At 54.8% G+C, this 25248-nt stretch carries 10 protein-coding genes; 7 read left to right on the top strand and 3 right to left on the bottom strand.

Annotated elements, in window-relative coordinates:
- Nucleotides 1–91: 91 nt before the first annotated feature.
- Both R3C20_10735 and R3C20_10740 read right to left on the bottom strand, forming a co-directional pair.
- Nucleotides 92–2686 (bottom strand): ATP-binding protein, encoded by a 2595-nt coding sequence (locus R3C20_10735; GenBank protein MEZ6040974.1) that lies wholly within the window; start codon nt 2684–2686, stop codon nt 92–94.
- A complete protein-coding gene (locus R3C20_10740) occupies nt 2683–13131 on the bottom strand; it encodes a DUF2341 domain-containing protein (protein ID MEZ6040975.1) in 10449 nt (3482 codons plus the stop codon). The genes R3C20_10735 and R3C20_10740 overlap by 4 nt, the downstream gene beginning before the upstream one ends.
- A 973-nt stretch (nt 13132–14104) precedes the next feature.
- Between R3C20_10740 and R3C20_10745 the strand changes: the two genes are divergently transcribed.
- The 7 genes from R3C20_10745 (at nt 14105) to R3C20_10775 (ending at nt 24445) form a co-directional block, all read left to right on the top strand.
- The gene (locus R3C20_10745; GenBank protein ID MEZ6040976.1) at nt 14105–17158 is read left to right on the top strand and encodes a TolC family protein; all 3054 of its coding nucleotides are present in this window, start codon (nt 14105–14107) and stop codon (nt 17156–17158) included.
- A gap of 50 nt (nt 17159–17208) precedes the next feature.
- Nucleotides 17209–19146, top strand: coding sequence for a hypothetical protein (locus tag R3C20_10750; protein MEZ6040977.1), 1938 nt, complete (start codon nt 17209–17211; stop codon nt 19144–19146).
- 328 nt (nt 19147–19474) lie between these two features.
- A complete protein-coding gene (locus R3C20_10755; GenBank protein ID MEZ6040978.1) occupies nt 19475–20656 on the top strand; it encodes an LptF/LptG family permease in 1182 nt (393 codons plus the stop codon).
- A gap of 214 nt (nt 20657–20870) precedes the next feature.
- Complete coding sequence (locus R3C20_10760; GenBank protein ID MEZ6040979.1) at nt 20871–21308, top strand: hypothetical protein; 438 nt, start codon at nt 20871–20873, stop codon at nt 21306–21308.
- Nucleotides 21305–22150, top strand: coding sequence for a suppressor of fused domain protein (locus R3C20_10765; protein ID MEZ6040980.1), 846 nt, complete (start codon nt 21305–21307; stop codon nt 22148–22150). The genes R3C20_10760 and R3C20_10765 overlap by 4 nt, the downstream gene beginning before the upstream one ends.
- A gap of 145 nt (nt 22151–22295) precedes the next feature.
- Entirely contained in the window at nt 22296–23351 is a 1056-nt protein-coding gene (locus tag R3C20_10770) for a diacylglycerol kinase family protein (protein MEZ6040981.1), read from the top strand.
- 101 nt (nt 23352–23452) lie between these two features.
- Complete coding sequence (locus tag R3C20_10775) at nt 23453–24445, top strand: protein phosphatase 2C domain-containing protein (GenBank protein MEZ6040982.1); 993 nt, start codon at nt 23453–23455, stop codon at nt 24443–24445.
- Here R3C20_10775 and R3C20_10780 read toward each other — a convergent pair.
- Nucleotides 24426–25133 (bottom strand): BON domain-containing protein, encoded by a 708-nt coding sequence (locus tag R3C20_10780; GenBank protein MEZ6040983.1) that lies wholly within the window; start codon nt 25131–25133, stop codon nt 24426–24428. The genes R3C20_10775 and R3C20_10780 overlap by 20 nt on opposite strands.
- Between the last annotated feature and the right edge of the window lie 115 nt (nt 25134–25248).

Raw genomic sequence — 25248 nt, forward strand, 5'->3', positions numbered from 1 at the left:
GAAACACGCCGCGGTGATGCGTGCCGTTGCCTGCAGTCTGGTTCCTCAGCGGACGGACTGCATCCCAGGAGACTGCCACCCAACGCAGCCCTCAACCAGTCACATTGTCCTGCGGTAGTTGAATGGCATCTGCAATTGCCCGCAGCTCATCCAGGATTTCGGGTATCGGTTCCGGGTTCTCTTTTTCAGCAGCAATCTGCAGAAGCCTGGAGGGTTCGGTAAATGCGGGGAATCCAACGGTTCCTCCGGTACCCTTCAGACGGTGCGCCTGTTCTCGCAGTGTGCTGTAATCCCGATCGTCCCAGGCGGCCTGCATGGCAGGAAGTGTGGTTTCCAGGCTGACAACGAACTGTTCAATAATCTCACGAAACTCGGGAACATCCCAGGGCAATTGCGAAATCAGAGGTGTCCGTTCGACGACCCTGGCTTTTGGCTTCTGTTGCCCTGCACTGCCCTCTGAGCTGCAGCCTGTGTCAGCAGAACTGTCTCCATTGCCGAGACTTGTTCTTTGAACAGACTTTGCGGTGATGGCCCTGATGACAGACTCAATCGGATCATGTTCTGCCGACTCTGCAGCAGGCTCCGGCGGAGCTTCTGCGGTAGGCAACCACTGGGCGATCGTTTCCAGCAGCTTCTCGATGTTGATGGGTTTCGTCAGAAATCCGGAACATCCCGCATCAATACATCGTTGCCGATCCTGCTCCATCACGTTCGCCGTGAATGAAATGATCGGGATGGTGAGTCCAGCGCGGCGAAGCGTTTCCATTGCGGTAAAGCCATCCATGACGGGCATCTGCACGTCCATCAGGATCAGGTCGTATTGCTCCTTTGTGGCCTTCTCGACAGCGATCGCCCCGTTTTCTGCTTCATCAACGATCAGTCCGGCTTTGCTGAGCACAACTTTGACAAGCTGCCGATTGCTTGCGCCGTCGTCAGTCACAAGAACGCGCGCCGGCTTGAACCAGGTCGTCAGCCCGGTCTGACGGGACAGTGCCTGAGAACGATAGTGCTCCTGCAGCGTGCGAAGATCAGCCCGTTCGACACCGGTGAGATCACCTGGCTGAATGCTGAATGAAAACGTACTGCCCCGACCGTATTCGCTGGTGACATGGATCGTTCCGCCGAGCGCTTCAGTAAGTCGTTTGCTGATGGCAAGACCCAGACCCGTACCACCGAATCGGCGCGTCACTGAATTGTCCGCCTGCATGAACTCCTGAAACAGTCGACTGATTTGTTCCTGCGTGATGCCGATTCCGGTATCGGAAACAGCGAACTGCAGCAGTGCCGCTGGACCCGAGTCAACAAGTTCGGCGACCACTCTGACCTCACCCTCGCTCGTAAACTTGATCGCATTGCTGACGAGGTTCATCAGAATCTGGCGAAGTCGGGTCGCATCCGTCCGAATTGTTCGTGGGATTTCCCCGTTCAGTTCCAGGACAAGTTTGATTCCCTGTTCTTCCGCTTTGCCGCTCAGAACAGAAATAACTTCCTGCATGAGCTGGAAGGGATTGCAGGGCCGGATTTCCAGTTCCAGCCGACCAGCTTCGATTTTGGAAAAGTCGAGAATGTCATTGATCAGTTCAACCAGATGCGTGCCACTGGCATGAATGGTATTCAGATAATTCAGACGGGCTTCTTCTGAATCTGACAGACCCATTCGGAGGATTTCGGCAAATCCAACAATCGCATTCATTGGGTTACGAATTTCGTGGCTCATGTTGGCAAGAAAGTCGCTCTTTGCCTTGTTCGCCGCGTCGGCTTCGTCCTTCGCAATCTGCAGATCACGCTTGTTTTGTTCGAGCTGTGTGACATCGTCGAGCGAGACCATGACACCCCGCAGAGTGCTGTCGTCGCCCAGAAGAGGCGAACAGTTGATCTTCAGCGTGTGAGTCTGATTCCCTTTTTTCAACTCCGTGATCACGCCTGAAACAGGCTGTCGCGTCGAAAGACTATGTTGCCACGGATACTGCCTGCTGCCTTCGGGTACAGAAAGCCCAAGCTCGCCGGCCTTACGTCCGATCAACGCTTCAGCGGACAGTCCAACCGCTTCGGCAAGGGCAGAATTTGCGAGCAGGATGCGGTCATCCCTGCCAACAATCATGAGACCTTCTGTCAGAATATCCAGGGCCTCGCGAACACGGCGCGGTACCGCACGTGACGGATCCAGATTCTTCAGCACCGTCTTCAGATAAATCCGGAATCCAATGAAACCCATGATACCGGCGAAGATCAGTAATTGAATGAGCGAACTTTCCAGTACAGAAGCAACGCCGCTACCTGCAACAGGAGCAAAGACGAATTCGACCGCTGCCCGACGTCCACCGCGATCAGCCACCGTCACTTGCAGAAACTGCTCCGTATTTTCTGTCTGCCCGTCAGGCCACCGTTCTTTGTGGTCTTCGGACGCTGCCAGCACAGCACCATCCGAACGTCGAATCCCAAGCGAAAGAAGACCCGGACTGGTCGTCGAGACGACATTCACATATTGCTGCAACTGCCTGGTGTCGTCGCCTGACAACAGCATTGAAGACGACAGCGAAACGGCTTCCGCGAGCCTGGTTCGCTCGCGTATCATTTGCGCATAGCGATCCGGAAGAAGGCCAAGCATATTAGCCCCAAGCAGAATGCCAAGCATCGAGCAAACCAGGCCAATCGTGATTCTGGACGCGGCAGATAGTCGTCTCATAACTGTGACTCCGTTACATCATTCCGTTTACTTTGCTCGCTGATCAGTGCCTCCTGATCTCTGATGATGGACTGCAGCGAGTCGTTATCGTCTTCTGTTTCGCTGTTTTCAAAGACCATCAGTGGGTCAATCAGCCTCCAGGTAGGCATCTGAGCCAGCAGGCCCGTCAGCACCATGCCACCGCGCAGAGCCCAGATGACGTAGCCGACAGACAGCCCCGAGGCGACTACCTGGACTGTGCCCGAAATTGCCCCCACAAATGCCGAATCGCTGCTAAGATCCTGCTCCAGCTGCTGTGAAACAGACGTCGAATGTGTCGTCAGCTTCATCAGGTTGAAGAAGTCGACGTGAACACCATCCTCAACGCGATTGAATTCGACGCTGTCCGTCCAGTCTGATCGAATGTCGCGGACAGAAATCGTGGATTCCAGCCCGCGCAGAGATCCCGCATCGACCACACTGTCAAGATTGGCGATAATCTCGGCCGTGCTCGATAAATCAAATTCAATGTCTTCCGCCTGTCGAACAAGAATCGCAAATGCTGGCAGTGCCGCATCGTCATCGTCAGATGAGTTGCCCCGGCCATTGCCCAATTGTTGAATCTGTGTACCGGATGGAGTCTGCGCCAGGCCGGTGTTCGATGACGTTCCGGATGTGGCCGAAGCGGAATCCGAAACCGGTGAATTGACTGTTTCTGCCCCAGGAGTGGAATTGGTCGACAGGGACTCGGATAAAGATGAACCGGAATTAGACGGAATCAGAAGTGGCGATGCCCGAACCCAGAATCTCAATTGTGCGACGTCGCTGTCGAGTGTTCCATCCGTCGAAACAAACAGTACCTGATCAATACCGACAAAGTCCGACGCTGAGACATAAATCAGTGTCCCATCCGGCGCGATGGACAGACTGCCGTGTTCCGGGCCCTGCAAAATCTGCAAAGAAACCAACTGACCGTCCACATCCACGGCCGCATGTAATGCTGGAACCGGCGACACGAACACGCTCACTCCCGACCACACATTGCGAACAACGCTTCGCGCAATCGGCGCGTCGTCGATCGGTGTCACATGAATCGTGAACTGACTGCTGGCCACAGCCCCGGAAGGATCCATGGCTGTCACCCGTACCACAGCATCGCCATTGGCATTGTCACTGGTGAACCAGCCAACTTCTCCGGTCGCAGAGTCAATCGACACGCTTCGAATGGCATTGTCCGGGTTACTAACAACCTGCACCGCGTACTGAAGCGTATCTTCTCTGTCCGGGTCGGAGAAAGCTCCTGACGTCTGCGTAGTCTGCCGTCCGGAATCCTCGTCGACAGTCACGTTACTAATCGGCGTGGCAATGGGCTGATGATTGATGTTGGAAATACTTACCATGACGCTGATACGAGCATCCGGTGATCCGGCAATCGAGCTGTCATCAACGTTTCCAGTCACAAGCAACTGTGACGTGAGATTGAAGCTGGGGACAATTCCAGCATTCAGGTAAAGCACGTGACTCGAATCGATAGAAAACAGGGCCGAGTCAGTGCCTGTCAGTGAGACAACATTTGTTCCGGTACCGTCGTCATTAACGATGAACTGACCAATGCGAAGTGGGGCGGCAAGAAGAGTCCCTTCGTCAATGGAAGAAACGTCCTGCAAGAAAGACAGAGCTGGCGGTTGGTTGATATTCAGCGTCACCACCGCGGGTGCACTGATAGCAACTCCATCAATGATGCGATAGCGAAATGAATCAACACCGTTGTAACCAGCTGCCACCTGATAAGAGAACGTTCCGTCAGCGTTCAGCTGAAATGAGCTGGCGTGAGAAGGCCCGTCGATGAGCTGAACCGATGCTGAGCCAGACACACCCGAATCATTAGCCGTCACTCCCAATGCTGGATCTGTCAAACTCAATCCCGTGGTGGCATCCACAACCCAGGTATCGTTTGCCGGCACTGCTGTGGCCAGCACTTCGACAGAGATTGTTGCGGCCGACGCAGTATGAGTTCCGTCTTCGTCGACGGGTGTCACAGTAACGAGGAAGTTGCCCGGGATGCTAAACGTATGCAGCAGGCCGCCTGACGTGGCGGAAGCGTTGGTAGTTTGACCATCACCCCAGTCAATCAACCATTGAGAAACAGTATCAGACCCCGGATCAACAGAGGCGACGTGCAGGGTCCATGGAGATCCGGTTGCCGCTTGTGCGCTGGCCGTGAGAGTTAATGACGGTTCCGTATTGTTGACTTGCAACACAAGGTCATCAACCGCCGAAGACCCGGACGGATCTGTCACCCTCAATGTTATCAGGTAAGTCCCGTCATCGTTGATACCCAGAGCAGACAACTGAGCCCAGCTGAGCGTCGGATTAACGCCGATGGCGTCCGTAAAGATGCCATCGGCGTTGAGATCCCAACTGTAAACCAGGGCGTCGCCGTCGACATCACTGGAGGCCACTCCGCTGAGAGAAACAGACTGTCCTTCAGAAATCGTCTGATCCGGGCCGGCCACCGCAGTGGGAGCTTCGTTCGCGTTGCTGACATTGACCGTGATGGATTGCTGCAGGGACGTATTCACCCCGTCGCTTACGGTAATCACAAGGGTGTAGGCAGGCGTTGTCTCAAAATCCAGAGCCGTTGAATTGTTGACCGTGATTGCACCGGTCGATGAATTCATGTCAAAGACGGCACTCGTGTTGCCAGAAACGATCTGCCAGTTTGTGTATGTTGTCGGGCCATCCGCATCGCTTGCCGTGACAATGCCCACAAGAGTCCCTGAGCCGGCGGCTTCGTTGACATTGAACGTTGCAGCAGAAATCACTGGGGCATTGTCGTTCGCGTTCAGGAGACTGACTGTTACGTCTTGTGCTGCAGAAGTGTTTGTGCCGTCGGAAACCGTAATTAACAGGGAAAAACTGGCATTGGTTTCGTAGTCGAAGGCGGCAGGATCATTTACGGAAATCTCGCCAGTAGAGGCATCTATTGCGAACGCATTTCCACTATTTCCTCCGGTGATGGCCCATGCCATGAGTGTAGAGCTATCCGGATCAGAAGCCGTGACAAATCCCACACTGGCTCCTGCAGAAGTGACTTCGCTGACAGAAAAATTCTGTCCGGAATCTATGACCGGCGCGACATCGTTGACGTCGGTGACGTTGACCGTAACGCTTTGTGCTGCGGAGGTGTTTGTGCCATCCGATACTGTAATCAGCAGAGAAAAGCTGGTGGTCACTTCATAGTCCAGCCTTGAGGGATCAGCGACCTCAAGCTTACCTGTCGAGGCATTCAGCGCGAAGATTCCATCAGGATCTCCCCCCGTTATCATCCAGTTACTAAACGTTGCCGTCCCATCGGCATCCGTTGCCGAGACAAAGCCGATCGTTTGCCCGACGATGGCCGATTCGGAAATCGTGAAGGTCTGACCAGGAGTAACGACCGGAAGATTGTCGTTTGCATTCGTCACATTGACGATAACTGACTGACTGGCCGACGTATTTATGCCATCGCTGACCGTAAGTGTCAGTAAGTAGCTTGTCGTTGCTTCAAAATCCAAATTCGTCCGATCAGCAATTGTGATCTGCCCCGTCGAACTGTTGACTGTAAACACTCCGTCCGAATTTCCACCAACGATCGTCCAGTTACTGAATGTGGTTGACGCATCTGAGTCTGTGGCTGTAACCGTTCCAACAATCGCCCCATTGCTCGCCGACTCGCTGATCGCGAACAACTGACCCGGTGTGATAACCGGCGCGTTGTCGTTCGTGTCGTCGACCGTAATAGTGAAGTTCCGCGAGATCTGCAGACCTCCGGGATCCGTCGATGTAATGCTGAGCAGGACAGACGGTTCTGTTTCAAAGTCCAGTCCCTGGCCGGCTTTGAGTTTCAACTGACCTCCGACCACCTCAAAGCGAGTATCGTCGACCGAGTATGTATGTGAATCTGAGGGATCGGGGTCGGTTGTCGACAGTGTGCCCACAATCGCACCAGCGGTGCCTTCGACGACTGTCGAATTTGAAAGGGAAATGTCCGTTGGCGCGTCATTAATACCATTGATGGTGATGTTGACGGTCGTGATCGCTGAAGTTGCCCCACCTGCGTCAGTCACGTAATACGTAAACGAATCCGAAGTTGTCGCGCTTCCGTCGTGCTGGTAAAGAAAGGATCCGTTCGCCAGCCACTGAAAATTCGCTGCGTGGGCGGGGCCATTCACGACAGTTACTGTCATGTTTTCCCCATCCGCATCACTGTCATTCTGCATCAGTCCACCGGGACCACTCAACTCTTCGGCCGAAACAACCAGCGCACCTGTCACCGTCCGATAGTCGGCAAGGATTTGCTCGGCAGTTGCCCCCTGCCTGCTGATTCGAAGTTCGTCGACAACTCCGCTATAGGTTGCGGTCTGATTAAATCGGTCACCGACGTACAAATCCAGGCCGGCATCTGACGTTGGCGTACCTGAAGGAGTTCGGATGGCAGTCAGCGTTTGTTGAACACCATTGATATAGATATCTGGTGTGTTCGAGGCATTCGTGTTGTCATAGACAACGGCTACTTGTTGCCACTGGCCCAGTTGAATGGAATTCGTCGCTGTTCTCCACTCCCCGGCACCACCAGAGAAGCCATAGCTGAATCGCAGACTTCCGTTGGTCTGGTCGAGTTTCAGATTCCATCCACTACCATTCGGGTTCAGTAACGACGTCGCCTTGTCAAGAATCCGACCTTCTCCGGCATCTCCCCAGGTCGCTGGGTTGATCCAGGCAGAAACAGTACCGCCCCCCGAAAAGATGTTCTGCAGGGAAGCGTCATCGGAGATGACGCCGATACTGCTTGACCCGTTGAATCCCGCTGCATCCGCAACTATACCGGGAGCGATATAAATCGAAGAGTGCGCGAGGTTGTTCCCGTTTGCCGTTGAGTCTGATGGCAGGATCTGAAGATGGTGGATGGCTTTGTCTTCACTTCCCCAGACCCCCGTTGCATTCTGGCCATCTGGTGCATCAGGGTTGTCGTAGTACATCCAGATAAAGTCGCCAGGATTGGCCGGGTCAATCGTCGGAACGTTCACCCAAACATAGGAGTAACCCGATTCGTCCCACTTATCGATTTCATGGTTCAAGAGATTCCCAGCCGAATCGTAGAACCGCAGATCTTCTCCGGCAGACTGGGTCTTTGAGTAATCAATACCGATCGCATCCGCCGCTGACGCGTGCAGTTTTACAAGCACTGGCTGGCTGGTGAGCGAGCTGGTCAGGAACGAGTCGCTGAACGCAAGGCGTTGCCTGTAGTTCCAGTTGACGTTGTGCCAGTCGCCGATGGCCAATATCGTCAGGGACGAGCCTTCATCAACGGTATAGCTGTCGTCCACTGCGACCGGTGCATTCTCCCCCGCGTCGGTCAGATGAATTGTGATCGTCTCAGGACTGGAAGTGTTGGTTCCGTCACTGACTGCGATCTGCAGCTGATAGACTGACAGAGTTTCATAGTCCAGGGCAGTTGCAGTCGTGAGTTCCCCGGTGGCAGAATTGATGACAAACGCGCCGCCTGTGTTACCGCTCAGAATGGTCCAGCTGCTGAACGTCGTTGCAGTATCCGGATCCGATGCAGTAGGAATCCCAACAACAGTCCCCGGCGCAACAGACTCGGAAACCGTAAATACCTGACCGGGGGCAATGACCGGTGGATTGTCATTTGCATCCAGTACAGTGACATTCAGATCCTGCGTTGCGATGCCACCGTCCCCATCTGATGCCTGCACCTGCACATCGTAGACATTGTCCAAGCCGTTGTCCGTCGGCCCTTCAAAGTCCGGAGCGAGATTGAATGACAATCCTCCGGTAACGGAATCGATCGAGAACAGCGCAGCATCTGCACCGCCGGAGATCGAATACGAAATCGTATCGTTAACGTCGGTGGCAGAGATTGTTGTGACCGTGGTCGAACCTTCCGTAACGGAGAGTGAGCCGGTCGAAGTCATTAACGGAACGACATTGTTGATTGACATTGAACGCTGCACGACAGCCGAATAGCTGGTGCCATCGTACACTCGCAAAGCGACCTGGTAAGTTCCATCGTTCGTCACACCGAGAGTGTTCAACGCAGTCCAGTCGATGGTGGACGTAGAACCCGTCGCGTCCGCATTGAATGTCCCGTTGTAATTGATGTCCCATTCATAAGTGAGCGGGCTTCCGTCCGGATCGCTGGAACCTGTTCCATCCAGCAAAACGGACTGGCCTTCATTGATGGCGGAAACAGGAGCGATCACAGCGGTCGGGTCCTGATTGACCACCGACACGGTAATCGTTGCACTTGAGGTCGCACGAGTGGCTATCGCATCAGAATTCAGAGAGACCACTTCCGTTGGCGTCAATGATCGATTGAATATGGCGACTGAATCCAGGCCTCCACCGAAGAATCTTGCCGCTTCAAGATCTTCGCGGGCACCGAGGAACAGCGATCCGGTCGGATCGAATGCATCACCGCCAGCGGAGGCGTTAGCTGCTCGGAGAGTACCGTCAAGAAAGACCCATGCCCCCTGAATGGCGTCGACCGTCAGAGCATACGTGTGCCATTGACCGTCGCCGATGACCGCACTGGCATCAAAGTTTAAGGCATTGAGCTCATAGGGGTCGTCCGAATCGCCGAACACCGTTTTCATGATGCCGGCAAAACCGGGGCGACCCGATTCGCCGACCATCACATTCAGACTGTTGGAGAAATCCGCATCGCCGTGGCTGTACAGGTAGAGGTAATCACCACCGTCGTTGTTATCAATCCGGAATTTGAATGAAACAGTAAACTCATCGCTGTAGGTGATGTCCGGAATCTCAACGAAGTCGTCAATTTCATCGAACAGCAATCCACTCCCGAATGCACCGTTAATCGATTGAACCCCGCCATTGATGACGCCGTCTGCCGACCCGACGGCATCAAGAGCTCCTCCGTCCAGATTCCAGAAATGGGTGAGACCGTCTCTCTTGTCGGTAACAACGTAATCGAACGTATCCGTTCCGCTGAACGCTGTGTCCGGAGAATACTGTAAGGTGCCATCCGAATTGCTGAGGACTGTCCCATTGGCCGGAGCGCTGAAATCCAGAATCGTCAGCCCGGCGTTCCAGGGATCGATATCATTTGCCAGAGCCGTGATGGTCACGGGCGCGCTCATGGTTGTGGAAACAGAATCCGGGTTCGCTGTCGGAACTTCAGATTGAATTGTCAGCAGCGTCGAGGCGTAACTGACATCAACCCCGTTATCCACCTTCAGGCGGATCACATGGGAACCAGCGGTACCGACGCCCAGTGATTGCAGAGTCGCCCATGAAACCACTGGATTCACACCGGAAAGTTCACCAGACTCACCATAGACACCATCATCGTCCAGATCCCAGGAATAGATGAGCGAGCCGCCATGGGGATCAGAGGAACCACTCGCATCCAGCGACAACGACTGTCCTTCGTCGATCGTGTATGGTCCACCGGCGTTTGCGACTGGAACGGCATTTGGCACTGCGTAAAGGATTTCCAGCTCTGGTGGGGTTGTTCCTTCGCTACTGTCATACGTGACCGTGTTACCCCCGTTATTTGTGCTGCCAATAATGACACCGTTATTGACTGAAGATCCGTTATACCACGCCTGAACAAGTGAGGTTATGTCCCACGAATGCAGCCCGGTCGTTCCAGCGCCAAGCGTCGAGACAGGAGTTGGATTGAAGCTTCCACCCGCCGTTCCCCAACCGACCCCTGGCTGGCGGTCATCCCAGTTCGCTGCGTCCGTCGCACCAATACCGTTGCCTTCAGACCAGGCCTGAGTTAGTTCATATACGTCGACATTGAATGTACCCGTGATCGACGTTGCATTGAGCTTTAACGTGGCCCCCGTGATTGTCGCACCTGTTGGAATGCCACTGAGATCAAATTGTAAGAGGGACCTCGTATCGCCAATGCTGCCGCCCGAATGATCGACCATCAGACTGGTCGAAGCTCCATAATTGGCTGCCGGATTCGAATTGTCGATGTAGGTGTCGCCGACAGGCGTCAACGTCGCAGATTGTTGTAGCGGAGCGGCGGAAAACTGACTGGCGAAAATGCCATTCGCATCGCTGACCCCCGTACCACTCCAGACCGCTACGAAACTGCTCAGACCCTGCATGCCGACAGATGCCCCTGTCTGAATTCCGATTTCTGATGCGGTATTCAGCAGGAAGGCGTCACCAACTGCACTGTGATTCGAGTCGTACTGGCGGGCATAAATGCCGCTGCTGTCGGCATCGTCACCCTGCCAGACAATCACGATGTTTCCCGAAGCGTCCTTGCTGATCGAAGGCTCTGTATCGTTGGCAGAACCGTCACCTACTTTGATTGCCAATCCATAGGCTGATCCATCTGCGTGGTAACGCTTGCTCCAGATTCCGTTGAAGCCGGAGATTTCAGAACGATAGGCGAGACTAACCTCGCCACTATCGTGAAGGGCAACCACAGGATACTGTTCAAGGGCTCCAAGCAGGTTCAGCGGATTTACGTTCAAATCACTGCCATGAACCGTTCCATCGGAAAAAAATCGCTGCAGATAGGGCCTGTTGCCCTTCTGCCACGCAACAACGAAATCACCGTTGCTGTTGATGTCGACCGATGGATTGATGCGATTGGTGCCGGAATCGACGGCAATGGATGCTGACGGCAGCTGGCTGATACCCGCGGCGGCCTGCATACTGAATTGTTTAACAAAGACGGTGCTGCTTCCACCATTTGTCTCCTGATAGGCAACGACGATATCGCCCTGCGAATTTACCGCAATGGACGAATTTGACTGATCACTGGTCGTTGCTCCTGAATTCACCAGCACATCAACCGTATCGATGGCAGTCCCATCACTGTTGAAACGTCTCAGGTAGACTCCGCTGCCACTTCCGTCCTGATTATTGCTTGTCCATGTGACGACAAAACGCCCCGTGCCGTCGACGGCCGCTGATGCCCACTGTTGCTCGTCGGCTGTCATCACGTTGACCCGGATTTTCGCTCCCGTCTTCAACCCCGTGGCATCGAAACGCTGGGCAAACACATCCGACAAATTGCCGGACGGTTTCACCTCCGTCCAGACCACGATGTAGCTGCCGTCTGGAGCCACGGCGATCGACTGTGCCCCACCACGATTCTGTCCACTTGTCTCCTCGACGATACCCGGCGTTGTTGTAACGCCGAGTTCCACGAAGTTTGTCACGGTGGCCGTCGTGTAGGCAATTTGTACATTGTCGATGTACAGTTCCGGTGTCCCACCGCCACCACCGATGAAACGAATTTGAGTACTACCGCTGATGAAGCTACCGATATCAAAGCTCGCGAATACGTAAGCCGAATCGTCGGTGATGCTGTTGAACTGTCGCAGGGTTGTCCAGCTGGTTCCGTCTTCCGAAACCTGCAAATCGACGCTCTGCCCGGACTGGATACCTATCTGGGCATAATCGAACGACAGAATCGCGGAGTCGGCACCGGTCAGATCAAATTGCCGCTGAATCCCATTCCCATCCTTCTTGACGTTCAGGGCATCTCTGCCAAGAAAATTTGTGACTCGGACGAGCCCTGCGCCAGCACCGTCCGATTCACCAATTTCCACCCAGGGATCGGCTGCCCAAGTTTGACTTCCGTCTGAACCGTCAAAAGTGACGGCGTTGAATTCGTCACGGTAGGTTGCGAATGCAAGCAGCTCTGACCACCCATCGATTGCTGCCGCAAATGGCGAGACGGTTTGGATATAACCCTGTTGATATTCGAGGTGCCAATCGCCACCAAGCGACTGTTGACCGGTATCATCGGTACTGGCAGCGATGTCTGCCCCGGTTAACAATCGCAGCTGATCGATAAAGTCACGACCCTCTGGTGATTCGGCAACGTCACAGCCATACAGCAGCAAGTCTGCGCCGCTTGTCAGGCTGTGCTGCCATGCCAGCAATTCCGCCGTATGCTGCGACAGCGAGCGACTGTTGAGCACAGTTGCTCCGAGTGAGATCTCGGCGTCAGTTCCGTGGGTCAGCAAGTGGATGGCTGACACATCCCCCAGCGTCTGGAGCTTCTCCGTAATTTGACGTAAACCGTCAGAATGACTCTCCAGTCGAAGCAGGCGAAATTCTCGATCCGTGTTCAGGAGGTTCGCCAGAATGCCGTCCGCATCCTGAACGCGATAGTCAATGACGATCAGTTCGGGCCCCCGTGGGATCGAATCGTGCGGGATCGAATCGTCTGGGATCGAATCCAGTGGCAGGTTCTCACCGGGCTCGCGATGGAACTCTCCGCCATTGATCTGTTCATCAGCGGCAGACGCAAGGCCGTCGTCCTGAACCGCTGTGTGATTACTGACCGAAAAATCGTCTCCGGAGAAGCCAAAAGCCGTTTCCACATCAACGGATTGGCTGTTGCCGGTGGATTCAATCGACGCGACATCCGCAACGACCGCCAGAGGCGTCACGCTCATCAACAATCGTTCTTCAAGATGGCTGATTCTGGGTGCTGGTTCAGACAGCCCGGCACGCTGGTTTGCGCGCAATCGATGGGACGCTTCTGACAGCAGAAGCTTGAGGTGTTTTTGAAGGTCACGGGATCCCAACCCCACGTTTCGCACTTTGTCTTTCTACTGGTCTTGCAGCACCAGTGATCGCCCGTCGCATCGTTCAGACCGTCTGGTCCGGACGGATTTCAACGAACGTTGATGAAAAACTAGTCCACAGAAATGACAGTGCAGAAAAACCCGGCTGTGAATCCCCAGTTCACCAAGTGAGAAACTCACGCCTGACTGATCAGATCAGAAGGATGCGAACGACCGGCATTTCCTGCCGCGAGGAAGGACTAATCGCTCCAATTTGGCAAACTGAGCGATATTTGCCGGTCGAACCGAATATGCCGAAAGGAACGATTGTCTCGGCGCAGGATTTCACTGAGGCCTCATGGCCAAAACAGACGACTTGTAAGGACAACGCGGGCGTTCCGTTCGCGCCTTGGTCCGTCACCTCGCGATGCGAGCATGGCCGAACTCCATCCAGGAATAGTCCCCACAGATATTCATGAACCACTTTCCTTCGCCAAAATCATCCTCAACGGAAGGCTGTTCTCAGGGCTTACCTGCGACACAGCACTCGGTTGAAGGTCATGGTGTCCAAGCAGATGGTCGTCAACGACTCTCTGTCTGGCTGCGCGAACTGGTTCGTCCACAGCAGGTTTCTGGTTCACTCTGTCAAGCGGCTGTATCACAGGACTCGACTCAGAGAAATTCCTCCACACGACGAAGGCGTTCTACCGCGATCGCTCTGGGTGCGGTGCTGCTTGCTGGAACCCTGTTCTTGCCGTCGTCAGATCTGGCCGCTGTTCAGATCAGGGAAGGGCAGCCCACAAACATCACATTGAGAGCACCCCGGGTCGCCCCTCCAGGCGGGTTCCCCCGGATCGTTCCCATGACAGACCCCTCAGAATCGAAAACAAGTGCCCAGAGCAGTTCCAAAGGCGGTGGAATGGATCCCGACCTGGAAAAGCGAATGACAGCCATGTTTCGTCAGATCGCGGCTGAGATGTCTTCGAAAGAGAACAATCCCGCAGAATCAACAAATGCTCCAGGTTTGAGTTCGGCTCACCCGTACACGGACAAGCCTGCTGCCGGCAGAATGGCAGGAGCAGTAACGGCAGGAGCAGCAACCAGAACTTCAAATACTCCTGTTTCGTCTGTATCTCTCCACAGCCCGGCCATCCGTCGGGCTCCATCTCGTTCGGGTGTGCTCATCGTTTCTCAACCCGGTATGACGGCCGAACATTCTGCTGAGCAACTTATTCAGTCCGCGGGAGAGGCGTCACAAACTCTGGCAAACAGCGCGTCACAAACTTTGGCAAACGGATCGTTGTCCTCCGATATTGCTGCCAATCCGGGACCACCCACAGCCGGTATCCTTCCTGAGCAGCAACCCGCTCATTTCGTGGAACAGCCTTTTCCTTCAGTGTCGTCAGAACTGGCAGATCCACGGCTACAGGCACTTCCACAGTTGCAGCAAACTGTGTCTCCCTCGAACCCTCAGACGACCGGTTCGGTGAATCCTGTGACCGGTGCCCCCCTTTCGGACGCATCCCGCATCGCTCAATCCGTCTTTGGAACCAGTGCACTTCAGCCACCCTCGGCGATTCCTGAAACGTCAGTCCCCGGCAACCCAACGCCGCCCGTTGTGCCACCGGCTCCAGTCTTTCAACCGCCTTCACTGCCGAGAGGTTTATCATCTGACACGGCTGATATACCGCTGCCTCACCAGGTCCATCCCACTCCGGAAGGCACATCCGATCCTGTTCGGAACGGCCCTGTTCCCATCGGGAAAGGCCCCGTTGGTGATTCGCCCGGGCCATCGTATTCCCGGCAGCCACCGACAGGACAGCCTGATTCCATTGACCCGAACTTCAGTCAGCAATCTCGGCCAGGCGTTCCATCGCCAGGCTATCAGGGAAGTGGACACTATCCCGGTCAGTCCGGTTTTCGAGCCACCGTCGAATCCGATGCACCGCGATGGTTGCATTCTTACCAGGATCGCGCGGCGCGAATGGGACTGGAATCCACGATCCTGACACCTCAGTCCAGCTCGCACATGCCCATCGAATTTCGTCCGTGGTGGGATTCGCTGGTTCGAAATCACATGGGGATCGCGCCCACACCCATGACAGTAGATGCAGCCGGACTGGTCCGGCAGGCCATGCTGTATTCTCCCCAGATTCTGGCACTTCAGGCAGAACCGGAAGTGCAGCAAAGAATCGTCTGGCAGGAAGAAGCCCAATTCGACTGGCGCACATTCCTCGAAACAACGTACGACGATCTGAACGACCCTGTCGGCAATCGGCTCACCACCGGAGATTTGTCGGATCGGTTCAAGGATAACAAATTCAGCACCATCGGCGGCTTTCGGAAGAAGACGTCCAGCGGCGGTGAACTGGAAGTCAGTCAGCGCGTCGGGCACCAATACAACAACTCGACGTATCTGGTCCCGAATCCGCAGTCGACGTCGCGTCTGGAGCTTAGCTTTCGACAACCTGTCTGGAATGGTGCGGGTAGCATTTACAGCCAGAGCCAGATTGTTCTGGCTCGAATCACCACCAATTCATCCAGCGACGAAGTTCTGGCAGAACTACAGGACCATCTGTACCAGGTCACGGAAGCATACTGGCAGCTCTACCGAAGCCGGGCGGAATTCTATCAGCGTCAGAAACTGGTCGAATCCGCACGCTCTGTGCTTCAAACACTGGAGGGACGAGATCAGGTTGACACCGTTCCCCGACAGATTCTGCGTGCTCGCGCAGCAGTAGCCAGAGCAGAAGCTCGCATGCAGCGGGCTGTGACCGCGATCAGAAATACAGAATCGCAATTGCGGCTGCTGGTCAATGACCCGGCCATGCTGAATCAGGGGCCGGTTGAGTTCATGCCGACGGAGATGCCGGCGATGATTCCCGTTGCTCCGGTACTTCACGATTCGCTGAACACAGCCCTGATCAATCGGCCGGATATCAGTCGCGCGATACGTCAAATGAGAGCTTCCGGTGTGCGCCTGGGCGTAAGTCGGAATGAGATGCTTCCGAAGCTCGACTTCCTGGTGAAAACTTACGTTGCCGGGCTGGAGGCGAAGGATCGTATCGACACTTCGATTGCCAATCAGTTCACCCGCGGGCAACCGGGGTACACGGTTGGATTTGAATTCGAGGTTCCGTTGGGAAATCGCGCCGCGCGGGCTCGATACGAACAGCGAAAGTGGGAACTGCAACGCTCGATTAACGTCTTTCGAGCAACCGTTGAAGCATCTTTGACAGAAGTCGAAGTTGCCAATCGCGAAGTGGAAACTGCGTACCGCGAAATGCAGGGCCGTTATCAGGCGATGGTCGCAGCGCAGAATGAAACCAACTATCTGAAGGATCGATTCGAAGTCCTTCCCGATGCCGAAGATTCCGCGATCCTGCTGCTGGAGGACCTTCTGGATGGCTTCGAACGTCTGGCCGACGAAGAATCGACGTTTGTTGACGCACAGGTCAAATACGCATTGTCAATTATCAAACTTCGCCAGGTCACCGGCGTCCTGCTTCGGTCGCGTCATGACAGCCCGGAAACTCTGTCGCAGCATTCCGAGTGGATGGCACAGCGCATTGAAGAAACAATGCATGGCCGTGTCGACGGTGGAACCAATGTCGTACCCGCATCCATCACTGCCACGACCTTCGCTGATCCTGCAACGATGCCCACGGATGCTCGATCAAACCAAAGCCTTGCCTATTCGCAGACGACGTGGGCTCCTGTCAACAGTTCGGGGGGGCAAGGCTCAGTGCCTGTGAATCACCCGGGCAATGCAAATTCTGTTGTCGCACCATCGCCCGCCATCAGATACTCACCGGCGGTTCAGCCTTCAAGCAGCCCTCCCGTGATGAATGGCCAGCGGATTCCTTCATCCGGCAGGTTGCAATCGTCGGGCGGACATTCGCTGACCGGGCCATAAGTAACCGTCTTCCGTCTGTTTGCGGGCTGTTGTCCGAGCTGTTGATTCCTATGCCGAACGAAGCTTCGACATCCAGAAGTCCATCCAGCGTCTCTCAGTCGTTTCGAAACGCTTCACCTGTTTTGTCGACGGAAATCCCATCCGAACAGCTACTCCCGCATATTCGTGACCTGGCCGAACGGCTGAAGACAGCGAACCGCGATGAGCTAATCGACGAGGTGATGGTCATTCGGCGTGAACTGGCTCGCGGGCGAAGTACAAGCGAACCGGAGATGCTGGTTGCCGGACTCGCTCTGGTCAGTGAAGCGCTGCGTCGATCAAAGAACATTCGTCTGTATGACGTCCAGCTGCTTGCTGTAGCAGCGTTATCCCGAAATCGAATAGCGCAGATGCAAACGGGCGAGGGCAAGACCTTTGTGGGTATCGCTGCGTCTGGTTATCTTGGCATGGCAGGTCGTGGCGTACATGTGATAACGCCAAACACATACCTTGCCGAACGCGACCAGTCTCTCGCAGCGCCGGTCCTGGCAGAACTTGGCATGACAGCCGGACTGCTGCCCGAGCGGGTGGAAGCGATTCAGAAATTCCCGGCCTATGACTGCGACGTGACATACGGAACCGGCCACGAATTTGGATTCGATTATCTCCGCGACCAACTGACACTTCGTCAGGAGAGTCGACGGCCGGCCGGCTCTCGACTTCTGCAGGCACTGCAGGAACCAGCAGACGGCCGCCGGATCACTATGCAGCGTGGGCTGGAATATGCCGTTGTTGACGAAGCAGACAGCGTTCTGATTGATGATGCCGGTTCGCCCCTGGTGCTCAGCATGTCTGCTCAGGATGGCGCACCGGATGCCAGTGCTCATCAAATGGCGATGCAGTTGCTGAGTCAGCTGGAGCCCGAAAAGCACTACCAGATGGATGCAGCGTCAGGACTTCTGATGCTGACCGGTGAAGGCATTCAGCGGTGCCACAGCGCTGATGTCAGGATTCCTGTCCCGGTGCTCATTCGTCCGTGGACGGAATACGTGCAGCAGGCCCTGCGAGCCCGATTACTGTTTCGGCGCGATGTGCACTACGTGGTGGAAGACGATGAAGTGCGGATCGTCGACGAAACAACCGGAAGAATATTTGAGGATCGATCATGGCAGGATGGCCTGCATCAGGCGATCGAGGCGAAAGAGGGCCTGAAAATCACGGCCGAGAAATCTCCTTTGGCTCAGATCACACGACAGCGGTTTTTTCGGATTTATAACAATCTGTGCGGGATGACCGGGACAGCAATTGGATGCGAGCAGGAACTAAAAGAAGTCTATCGATTGAAGATTGAAGAGATCCCACTGCGAGTCCCATCTGCAAGACAACTCATGCCGACAAGATACTTCGCCACCCGCAAGGCAAGATGGAATGCCATCGCAGAAGAGATCATCCGGAAGCAGAAAGCCGGACGTGCTGTTCTGGTTGGAACCCGATCAATTGCCGATACCGATGTGATCTCCCGGCTGTTAGCTGAGCTTCGTGTACCACACCAGGTCCTGAATGGTTTGCAAACTGCAGACGAAGCAGACATCGTTTCGCACGCCGGTCAGCCCGGCTCTGTCACCATTGCGACCAATCTCGCCGGGCGCGGAACCGACATCAGCCTTCATCCCGATGTCAAACGACAGGGGGGGCTTCATGTCATTGTCTCCGAATGTCAAAACGCCGGGCGAATGGATCGTCAGCTGATTGGGCGATGTGGTCGTCAGGGCGATCCTGGTTCGGCCCAGGTATTTGCCAGCGCAGAAGACACTCTCTTAACAAATCACGGCCCGTGGCTTGCCGCGGCCATTCAGCGGGAAGCCGACGCGTCCGGCGAGACCTTTGCTGATTTTGCCACCCAGCTGCGAAGGGTTCAACAGGCAGCCGAACGCCAGCAATACGTCGGTCGCATGCAGCTGCTGCAGCGAGATTCCTATCGAGACAAACTGTTCCGCCATGCTCGCTGATGCCTTCCCGGCATGCACCATTCAGGAGGATATCCAGCGAGGCACCAAAACGGGAAGCCTGAGCAATCTGGGCAGATCAGGTTCTGGGAACGGGATTGTGAGAAAATCGCGGGAAGCTTACCCTTCACAACTCTGGGGCGGAATTGCAGTGACTCCTGCGTCAGGTTTGGCAACCTTCGTCATCATCAGGTTGATGGCCCTGGAATAGAGGCTTTTGGTTCATTCACTTTCGCCGCATGGACGCTGCGATCATGTGCTTCGCATATTGTTTTCGACTGATCGGGAATCAAACCTTCGCTCCGGACGTGATTTGTCAGGAGTGCGTCGGTTGAAGCTGTTGCAACGATATATCTTTGGCGAACTGGTTCGCGTCTTCACGTTGCTGGTCATCGTGTTGACGGTGATGCTTGTGTTTGTCGGTGTGTTTCGTGAAGCCACAGACCGAGGTCTTGGGCCGGTTCAAATACTCCAGATCATGCCGTATGTCGTTCCGAGCATGTTGCCTTTCACGATTCCGGCAACCTTGCTGCTTTCCGTGTGCGTTGTGTACGGTCGCATTTCAGGAGATCTGGAAGTCACGGCTGCCAAAGCCGCCGGAGTCAGCGCACTGCAACTGCTGTCTCCAGCGTTTTTGCTGGGCTTTCTGCTGGCGATTGCGTCGTTCGGGCTGACCAACTTCGCCATACCGTGGGCTGTTACCAACATCAACAACATTGTCACACAGGCAATGGAGGACATCTTTCTGGATGTGTTGTCATCACAGAATCTGATCAATGATCCTCAACGAGGTTATTCCATTACGGTGCTGGAGGTACGAAATCGAATACTGATGGACGCCACGTTTCGATATCGAACTCGCAACCACGATCAGATCACGGTGCGGGCAGAGCAGGCAAAAATACACTTCGATCTGGAAGGGCAGGAAATCAAGCTGATGCTGAAGAATGCCACATTCAGTCGACCGGGATCAGATTCCAGCGGCGACGTGGATTTTCATGAATTTTCCCTGCCATTGCCTCAGACCATCGGCAACATCAAAGCCAGACACCTGACGGTGACGGAACTAGCGGCAGGTATTGAAAAATCAGGTGCAGATCTGGACTATGCCAGGCAACAGCAGGTCAACCAGACAGCCATGGCCCTGTTGGTCGGTGATTTCAGTCAGCTCGCGGGTGAAGATCAGGTATCGTACCAGGCTGCCGAACGTCAGGCGGTACAAAACACGCATCGATTTCGCTCCGAAATTCACAGTCGAATGGCGATGTCCGGCAGTTGTTTGTTCTTCGCACTTGTCGGTGGACCATTCTCGATGCTTCAGGCCCGCCGTCAGTTTATCACCAGCTTTATCATGTGCTTCCTTCCAATTCTGCTGGTCTATTACCCCGTCATGTTTCTCATGCTCAATCTGTGCAAGACGGGAACGCTGGATCCAACCTGGTCAATGTGGGTACCGAATCTCATCCTGACAGTTGCGGGCACCTTCATGCTTCGCAAAGTCATCCAGTATTAACAATGCTCGCCGGTACATCCGTACCGCTTTGATACTGCAGACGTTCTTCAAGTCTGACTGGTTCGCCAGCACCGGTTATCGATGAATCCGTCATTTGGCGGATCAGGAAGGGTGGCCCGTTTGATTTTTTGGCGAATTCGACAGATAAAGTCGCCCGATTCAGGTATCAAACTCAGGTGGTGCGGGTAGCTCTTCGATGGCGGATCATGGCTTCATGTTGAATGCGTGCAATTCAGTATCAGGCAGACTGGCCGTCGTCGAAGACAATGGTATCGTCGGCTGGTTGTATCTCACAGAAACGGCCGGCCGGAAACCTGTTGCGGATGTTTGGCTGTACAACCGAATCAACGCTCCGGCTGCGAAACAAGTGCAGTCTTATCGTGGATCTCCACCTCCAGCTCCGACAGGTTTCGTCACAGATGCTGCCATTCAGACGCCTGGGGAGGGCGACTCGTGGCTCTTCCAGTGGTCCGAAGATGGAGAATCTGTTGCTTTATTACGGGATGGTCAGGCAATGGCCTGGCTCTCAGCTGATTCGAAGTCGGGATATACGCGACTGTTACTCAAAGACGGGCCATGGGGTAAACAGTGGGATCAGGAATTATTTGATCGCTTGTTTGCTGACGCTGACTCACGGGAAGCGAAATCATGACCATTATTCTGCGGTGTGATGAATGTGAAGCTCGATATCGCGTGCCGGATGATCGAGCGGGAAAGCGGGTGAAGTGTAAGAAATGCGGGATGATACTCCAGGTTCCTCCGCTGGATGACCCGGTGACGTCTCCCGATGGCACCCGCATTTTTCGGCACGAACCAAGGAGCCGGGACCTGGATCTGGTGTCCGGAGATGAACAGAATATCGAAGCCATTTCCGGCCACATCGAACGTTTTCTGGGACCGGTGGATATGGTGTTCCATGAGCTGATCAGCGACATGGTGCACATCGACATCCATTGGGTAAAGCCCACAAAGAAGCGTCCGTTTCATACGCTTGTTACCAGCGGCATGAGCGATCGCCCAATGACCGTTCCTGACGAATGTCTGAATCTTCAGTATGCGGAGCTCATGATTTGTCTGCCCCGTTCATGGAAGATCTCGCAGAAAGCCTTTGAAGATGAGGGGAACTACTGGCCGGTCAGATTGCTGAAGCTGCTGGCCAGGCTACCTCACGAATACGAAACCTGGCTTGGCACAGGACACACGATACCGAACGGCGATCCAGCCGAACCGTACGCCGACAATACCCGATTCTCATGCGCACTGGTTATGCCGCCCCTGAATGTTCCGGAGGAATTTCATTCGCTGTCGCTGGATGACGAGCGGGATATTCACTTCTACACCATTGTTCCGTTGTACGACGAAGAAACGAATTTCAAGCTGACTAAAGGCCTGGATGCGCTCATGGAGAAACTGGAAGCCGTCGGCGCCAATGATGTTGTGGATGTGAATCGAGCCAACAGTTGTCGGCGCAAGAAGTGGTTTGGGTTGTTCTGAGAATGCATTCAGCGTGATTCCCCTTTCCACAACTGCAGTCGACCGTGAGTGGTTCACGATTGCTTGATGATTGCTGGCTGACGCCGAAATACACTCCATTCATAGCGATTGACCACCTACTCTGAAGCGATTGGCCCACCGGTTCATGTCGAAAGCACTACCAGACCTGAAACCAGACGCTCCTGCGATCGCAATCCAGCGCAACCCTCAATCGGGGAGTGGGCGAGGTCGATCGGAATTGCTGGCCCTTGTTCATGAACTCCGGCAGCGTGGATATCGCGTCAGAATGTTCAAATCACGAGAGCAACTGGATATCTGGGTCAGACAAGATCAGGTGAGTCGGCAACTGCGATGTCTCGTTGCGGCCGGGGGAGACGGCACACTGGCTGACCTGCTGAATCGCCATCCGTCGCGCCCTTTGGTGCCATTTCCGCTGGGCACAGAAAACCTGATGGCCCGCTATCTCGGCATCGGCCGAACGCCTGCTCTGTTTGCAGACATGGTGGATGCAAATCAAACCTTGATGTTCGATACGGGCCTTGTCAACGACCATCGATTTCTGCTGATGGTAAGCCTTGGGGTCGATGCTGACGTTGTCCATCGACTTCATCATGAGCGAACGGGCAACATACGGCACATGTCATACTTACGCCCCATCTGGAACGCTTTCCGGCGATTTCGCAGTCAACGCGTTTGGGCCACGTCATGCGCTGATTCCGCAGAACAAATAGCCGAAACGTTGCCTTTGGCTGGTGGCCACGTCATCGTTGCAAACACGTCGGCCTATGGGTTTCATTTTCAGTTTTGTCCCGATGCCACTCCCCATGATGGATTGCTGGATGTGCGGGTCTTTACCGGGACGTCGAGATTTGCAATGTTCATCCATGGCCTGAGCCTCTGGCTTCGCCTGCCATGGAAAAATGTCATGGTGAAACGATTTCAGAGCTCCTGCATCCGACTGAATGCAGCAGGGCCCGCCGGGACGCCCGCGGATACTCCATCAGGAGTCGCAGATGCAGGCCGCTCGTCTGTGCCGGCTCAAACCGACGGTGATCCATTTGGTCGCCTGGATTGTGCCGGTTCCGCAGCCGCTGACAGTGCGATTCGCAGTGTCTATGGCGAGATGATTGTACGTGTCGATCCCGGCTCACTCCGAATGCTGGTGCCATCAACCTATCGTCGGTGTGTCCAGCAGGACTGATTCGGCCGCCAACCGCCAATCGTGTGCTCGCGCGATGGTCAGGGTGGCCAGAATGCTCTGGGATTGGCAATTCACCGGATGGAACTACACTTCCCATCACTATGTCAAAGCAAGTTCTGGCGTCTCACGAGTTCTGTGAAAGCGAATTGGAATCACCGCAAGTCTTGTCGGTTGCGGGTGGTCACGCTGCCCTGTTCAGTCGGCGATGTCCGGGCAAGAGCAGCGTCAACGAAGATGCGGCGGCTGTATTCGCTGTCAGTGATTCGACCGGTGTACTTGTCGTTGCCGATGGTGCGGGGGGGATGCAGTCCGGAAACGCGGCATCCTCTCAGGCTGTTAAGTCCATGGCCGAACGACTCCTGAATCTGCCCGACAGTTCCAACCTGAGAGCCGCCGTTCTGGACGCTATCGAAAGCGCGAATGATCGCATCTGTGCCATGGGTGCCAACGCCGCAACAACATTCGCTGCACTCGAAATCCAGTCTGACACTGTGCGCCCTTACCATGTCGGCGATTCAATGATTCTTCTGTGTGGTCAACGGGGCCGGTTGCGATGGCAGTCGATCGCCCACTCGCCGGTGGGTTACGCCGTCGAAGCCGGAGTGATCGATGAAGCCGATGCGATGTCACACCCGGATCGACACTATGTTTCCAATCTGGTTGGTTGCCCCGAAATGCGAATCGAGATGGGTCCGCAGCTGAAAATGAGCGTTCGCGATACGCTTCTGATCTGCAGCGACGGGCTGAGTGATAATCTTTCCACCGACGAAATCGTTTCGATCATTCGGTGTGGCGATCTTGCGATGTCTGTTCAGCAACTGGTCGACCTCGCAACACAACGAATGAAGCAGGGCATCGGTGACGGCTCGATTCCGTCAAAGCCGGATGATCTGACAATCGTTGCCTTCCGAAGGGCTCAGAAACCCGGAAGAAGAGCTCGACAGAAGAAGACCGTTATGCCCGACAACCCCGTCAGCCGCGTAGAGACACCCGATAGTGAATCAGAATCCGGTTTCGAGCAAAGCCAGATCTCCGGCGACGTGGTGGCCACGCCATCTGAATTCAGGCCGTCGGCTACTGAATCGGCTGAATAGCTTGAGTTGATTCGTCGGCTGCTACCGCGACTTGATTGTTAACTTTTCGGACACCGGGCTGCAGACGAATCAGATTTCCGGCGAGCCGACGGACATCGGGACTGGATGCGGTGCCGGACAAAGTGGCGACTCCTGCATCAGTCATCGAAACCCGAATACTGCTGAACGCAGGGTTCGCGATGGAGAACAGGTCCAGTGAAGCGCTGTTGATCTCAGGAAAACTGTTGCTTGTTGCTCCTGCCGAAGGCGTCGCAAAACCAAGGCGAATGGACACGGGCACGGTTCGTGGAGTTCCGGTCTGCTGTGTCTGCAGGTTACGGTTCGTTTGCTGGTCCGTGATGGCCCGGAACTGTCGATTTCCACTGTTTGTATTCAGGGTCGATTCCCGAATAGCACCGACAAATCCGTCCTGTTGAGCTCCTCCGACAAATCCCTGCGGTGCGTTATCGACGTTTGTTGTGTTCAGAGTAAAACCGGTGGCCCCGGAGGATGTTCCACTGGTTCCCGTACCCGTTGAACCTGTTGAAGAACCGTTCGTGGATCCGGTTCCTCCAAGGTTCACCTGCTGCGCATGGGCAGAGTTCGTTTGAAACTGGAGGACCGCAAAGGCAAAAGTCGCCCCAAACAGAAATCGGAGAGATGAGGCCGACCAAAGGGGCCGAACGGTCTGTTGCGCGGGATTGCTCATGGCAGTTCGTCCGAAACTCTCAGAAGTGTTTTCAAGTGCAGGTACAGCGGTCGATATGTTATCGCATTCTCGCTACGGGCCTCACAACTTTAACAATCGGCTCGCCCTTCAGGAC

It is taken from the genome of Planctomycetaceae bacterium (assembly GCA_041398825.1).
Taxonomy (GTDB): Bacteria; Planctomycetota; Planctomycetia; order Planctomycetales; family Planctomycetaceae; genus F1-80-MAGs062.

What these genes read in the sequence shown, in the direction of transcription:
- R3C20_10780 (MEZ6040983.1), bottom strand. Translation starts at nt 25,133, where the DNA reads ATGAGCAATCCCGCGCAACAGACCGTTCGGCCCCTTTGGTCGGCCTCA.
- R3C20_10770 (MEZ6040981.1), top strand. Translation starts at nt 22,296, where the DNA reads ATGTCGAAAGCACTACCAGACCTGAAACCAGACGCTCCTGCGATCGCA.
- R3C20_10760 (MEZ6040979.1), top strand. Translation starts at nt 20,871, where the DNA reads ATGTTGAATGCGTGCAATTCAGTATCAGGCAGACTGGCCGTCGTCGAA.
- R3C20_10765 (MEZ6040980.1), top strand. Translation starts at nt 21,305, where the DNA reads ATGACCATTATTCTGCGGTGTGATGAATGTGAAGCTCGATATCGCGTG.
- R3C20_10740 (MEZ6040975.1), bottom strand. Translation starts at nt 13,131, where the DNA reads ATGAGCGTGACGCCTCTGGCGGTCGTTGCGGATGTCGCGTCGATTGAA.
- R3C20_10735 (MEZ6040974.1), bottom strand. Translation starts at nt 2,686, where the DNA reads ATGAGACGACTATCTGCCGCGTCCAGAATCACGATTGGCCTGGTTTGC.
- R3C20_10745 (MEZ6040976.1), top strand. Translation starts at nt 14,105, where the DNA reads ATGACAGACCCCTCAGAATCGAAAACAAGTGCCCAGAGCAGTTCCAAA.
- R3C20_10775 (MEZ6040982.1), top strand. Translation starts at nt 23,453, where the DNA reads ATGTCAAAGCAAGTTCTGGCGTCTCACGAGTTCTGTGAAAGCGAATTG.
- R3C20_10750 (MEZ6040977.1), top strand. Translation starts at nt 17,209, where the DNA reads ATGCCGAACGAAGCTTCGACATCCAGAAGTCCATCCAGCGTCTCTCAG.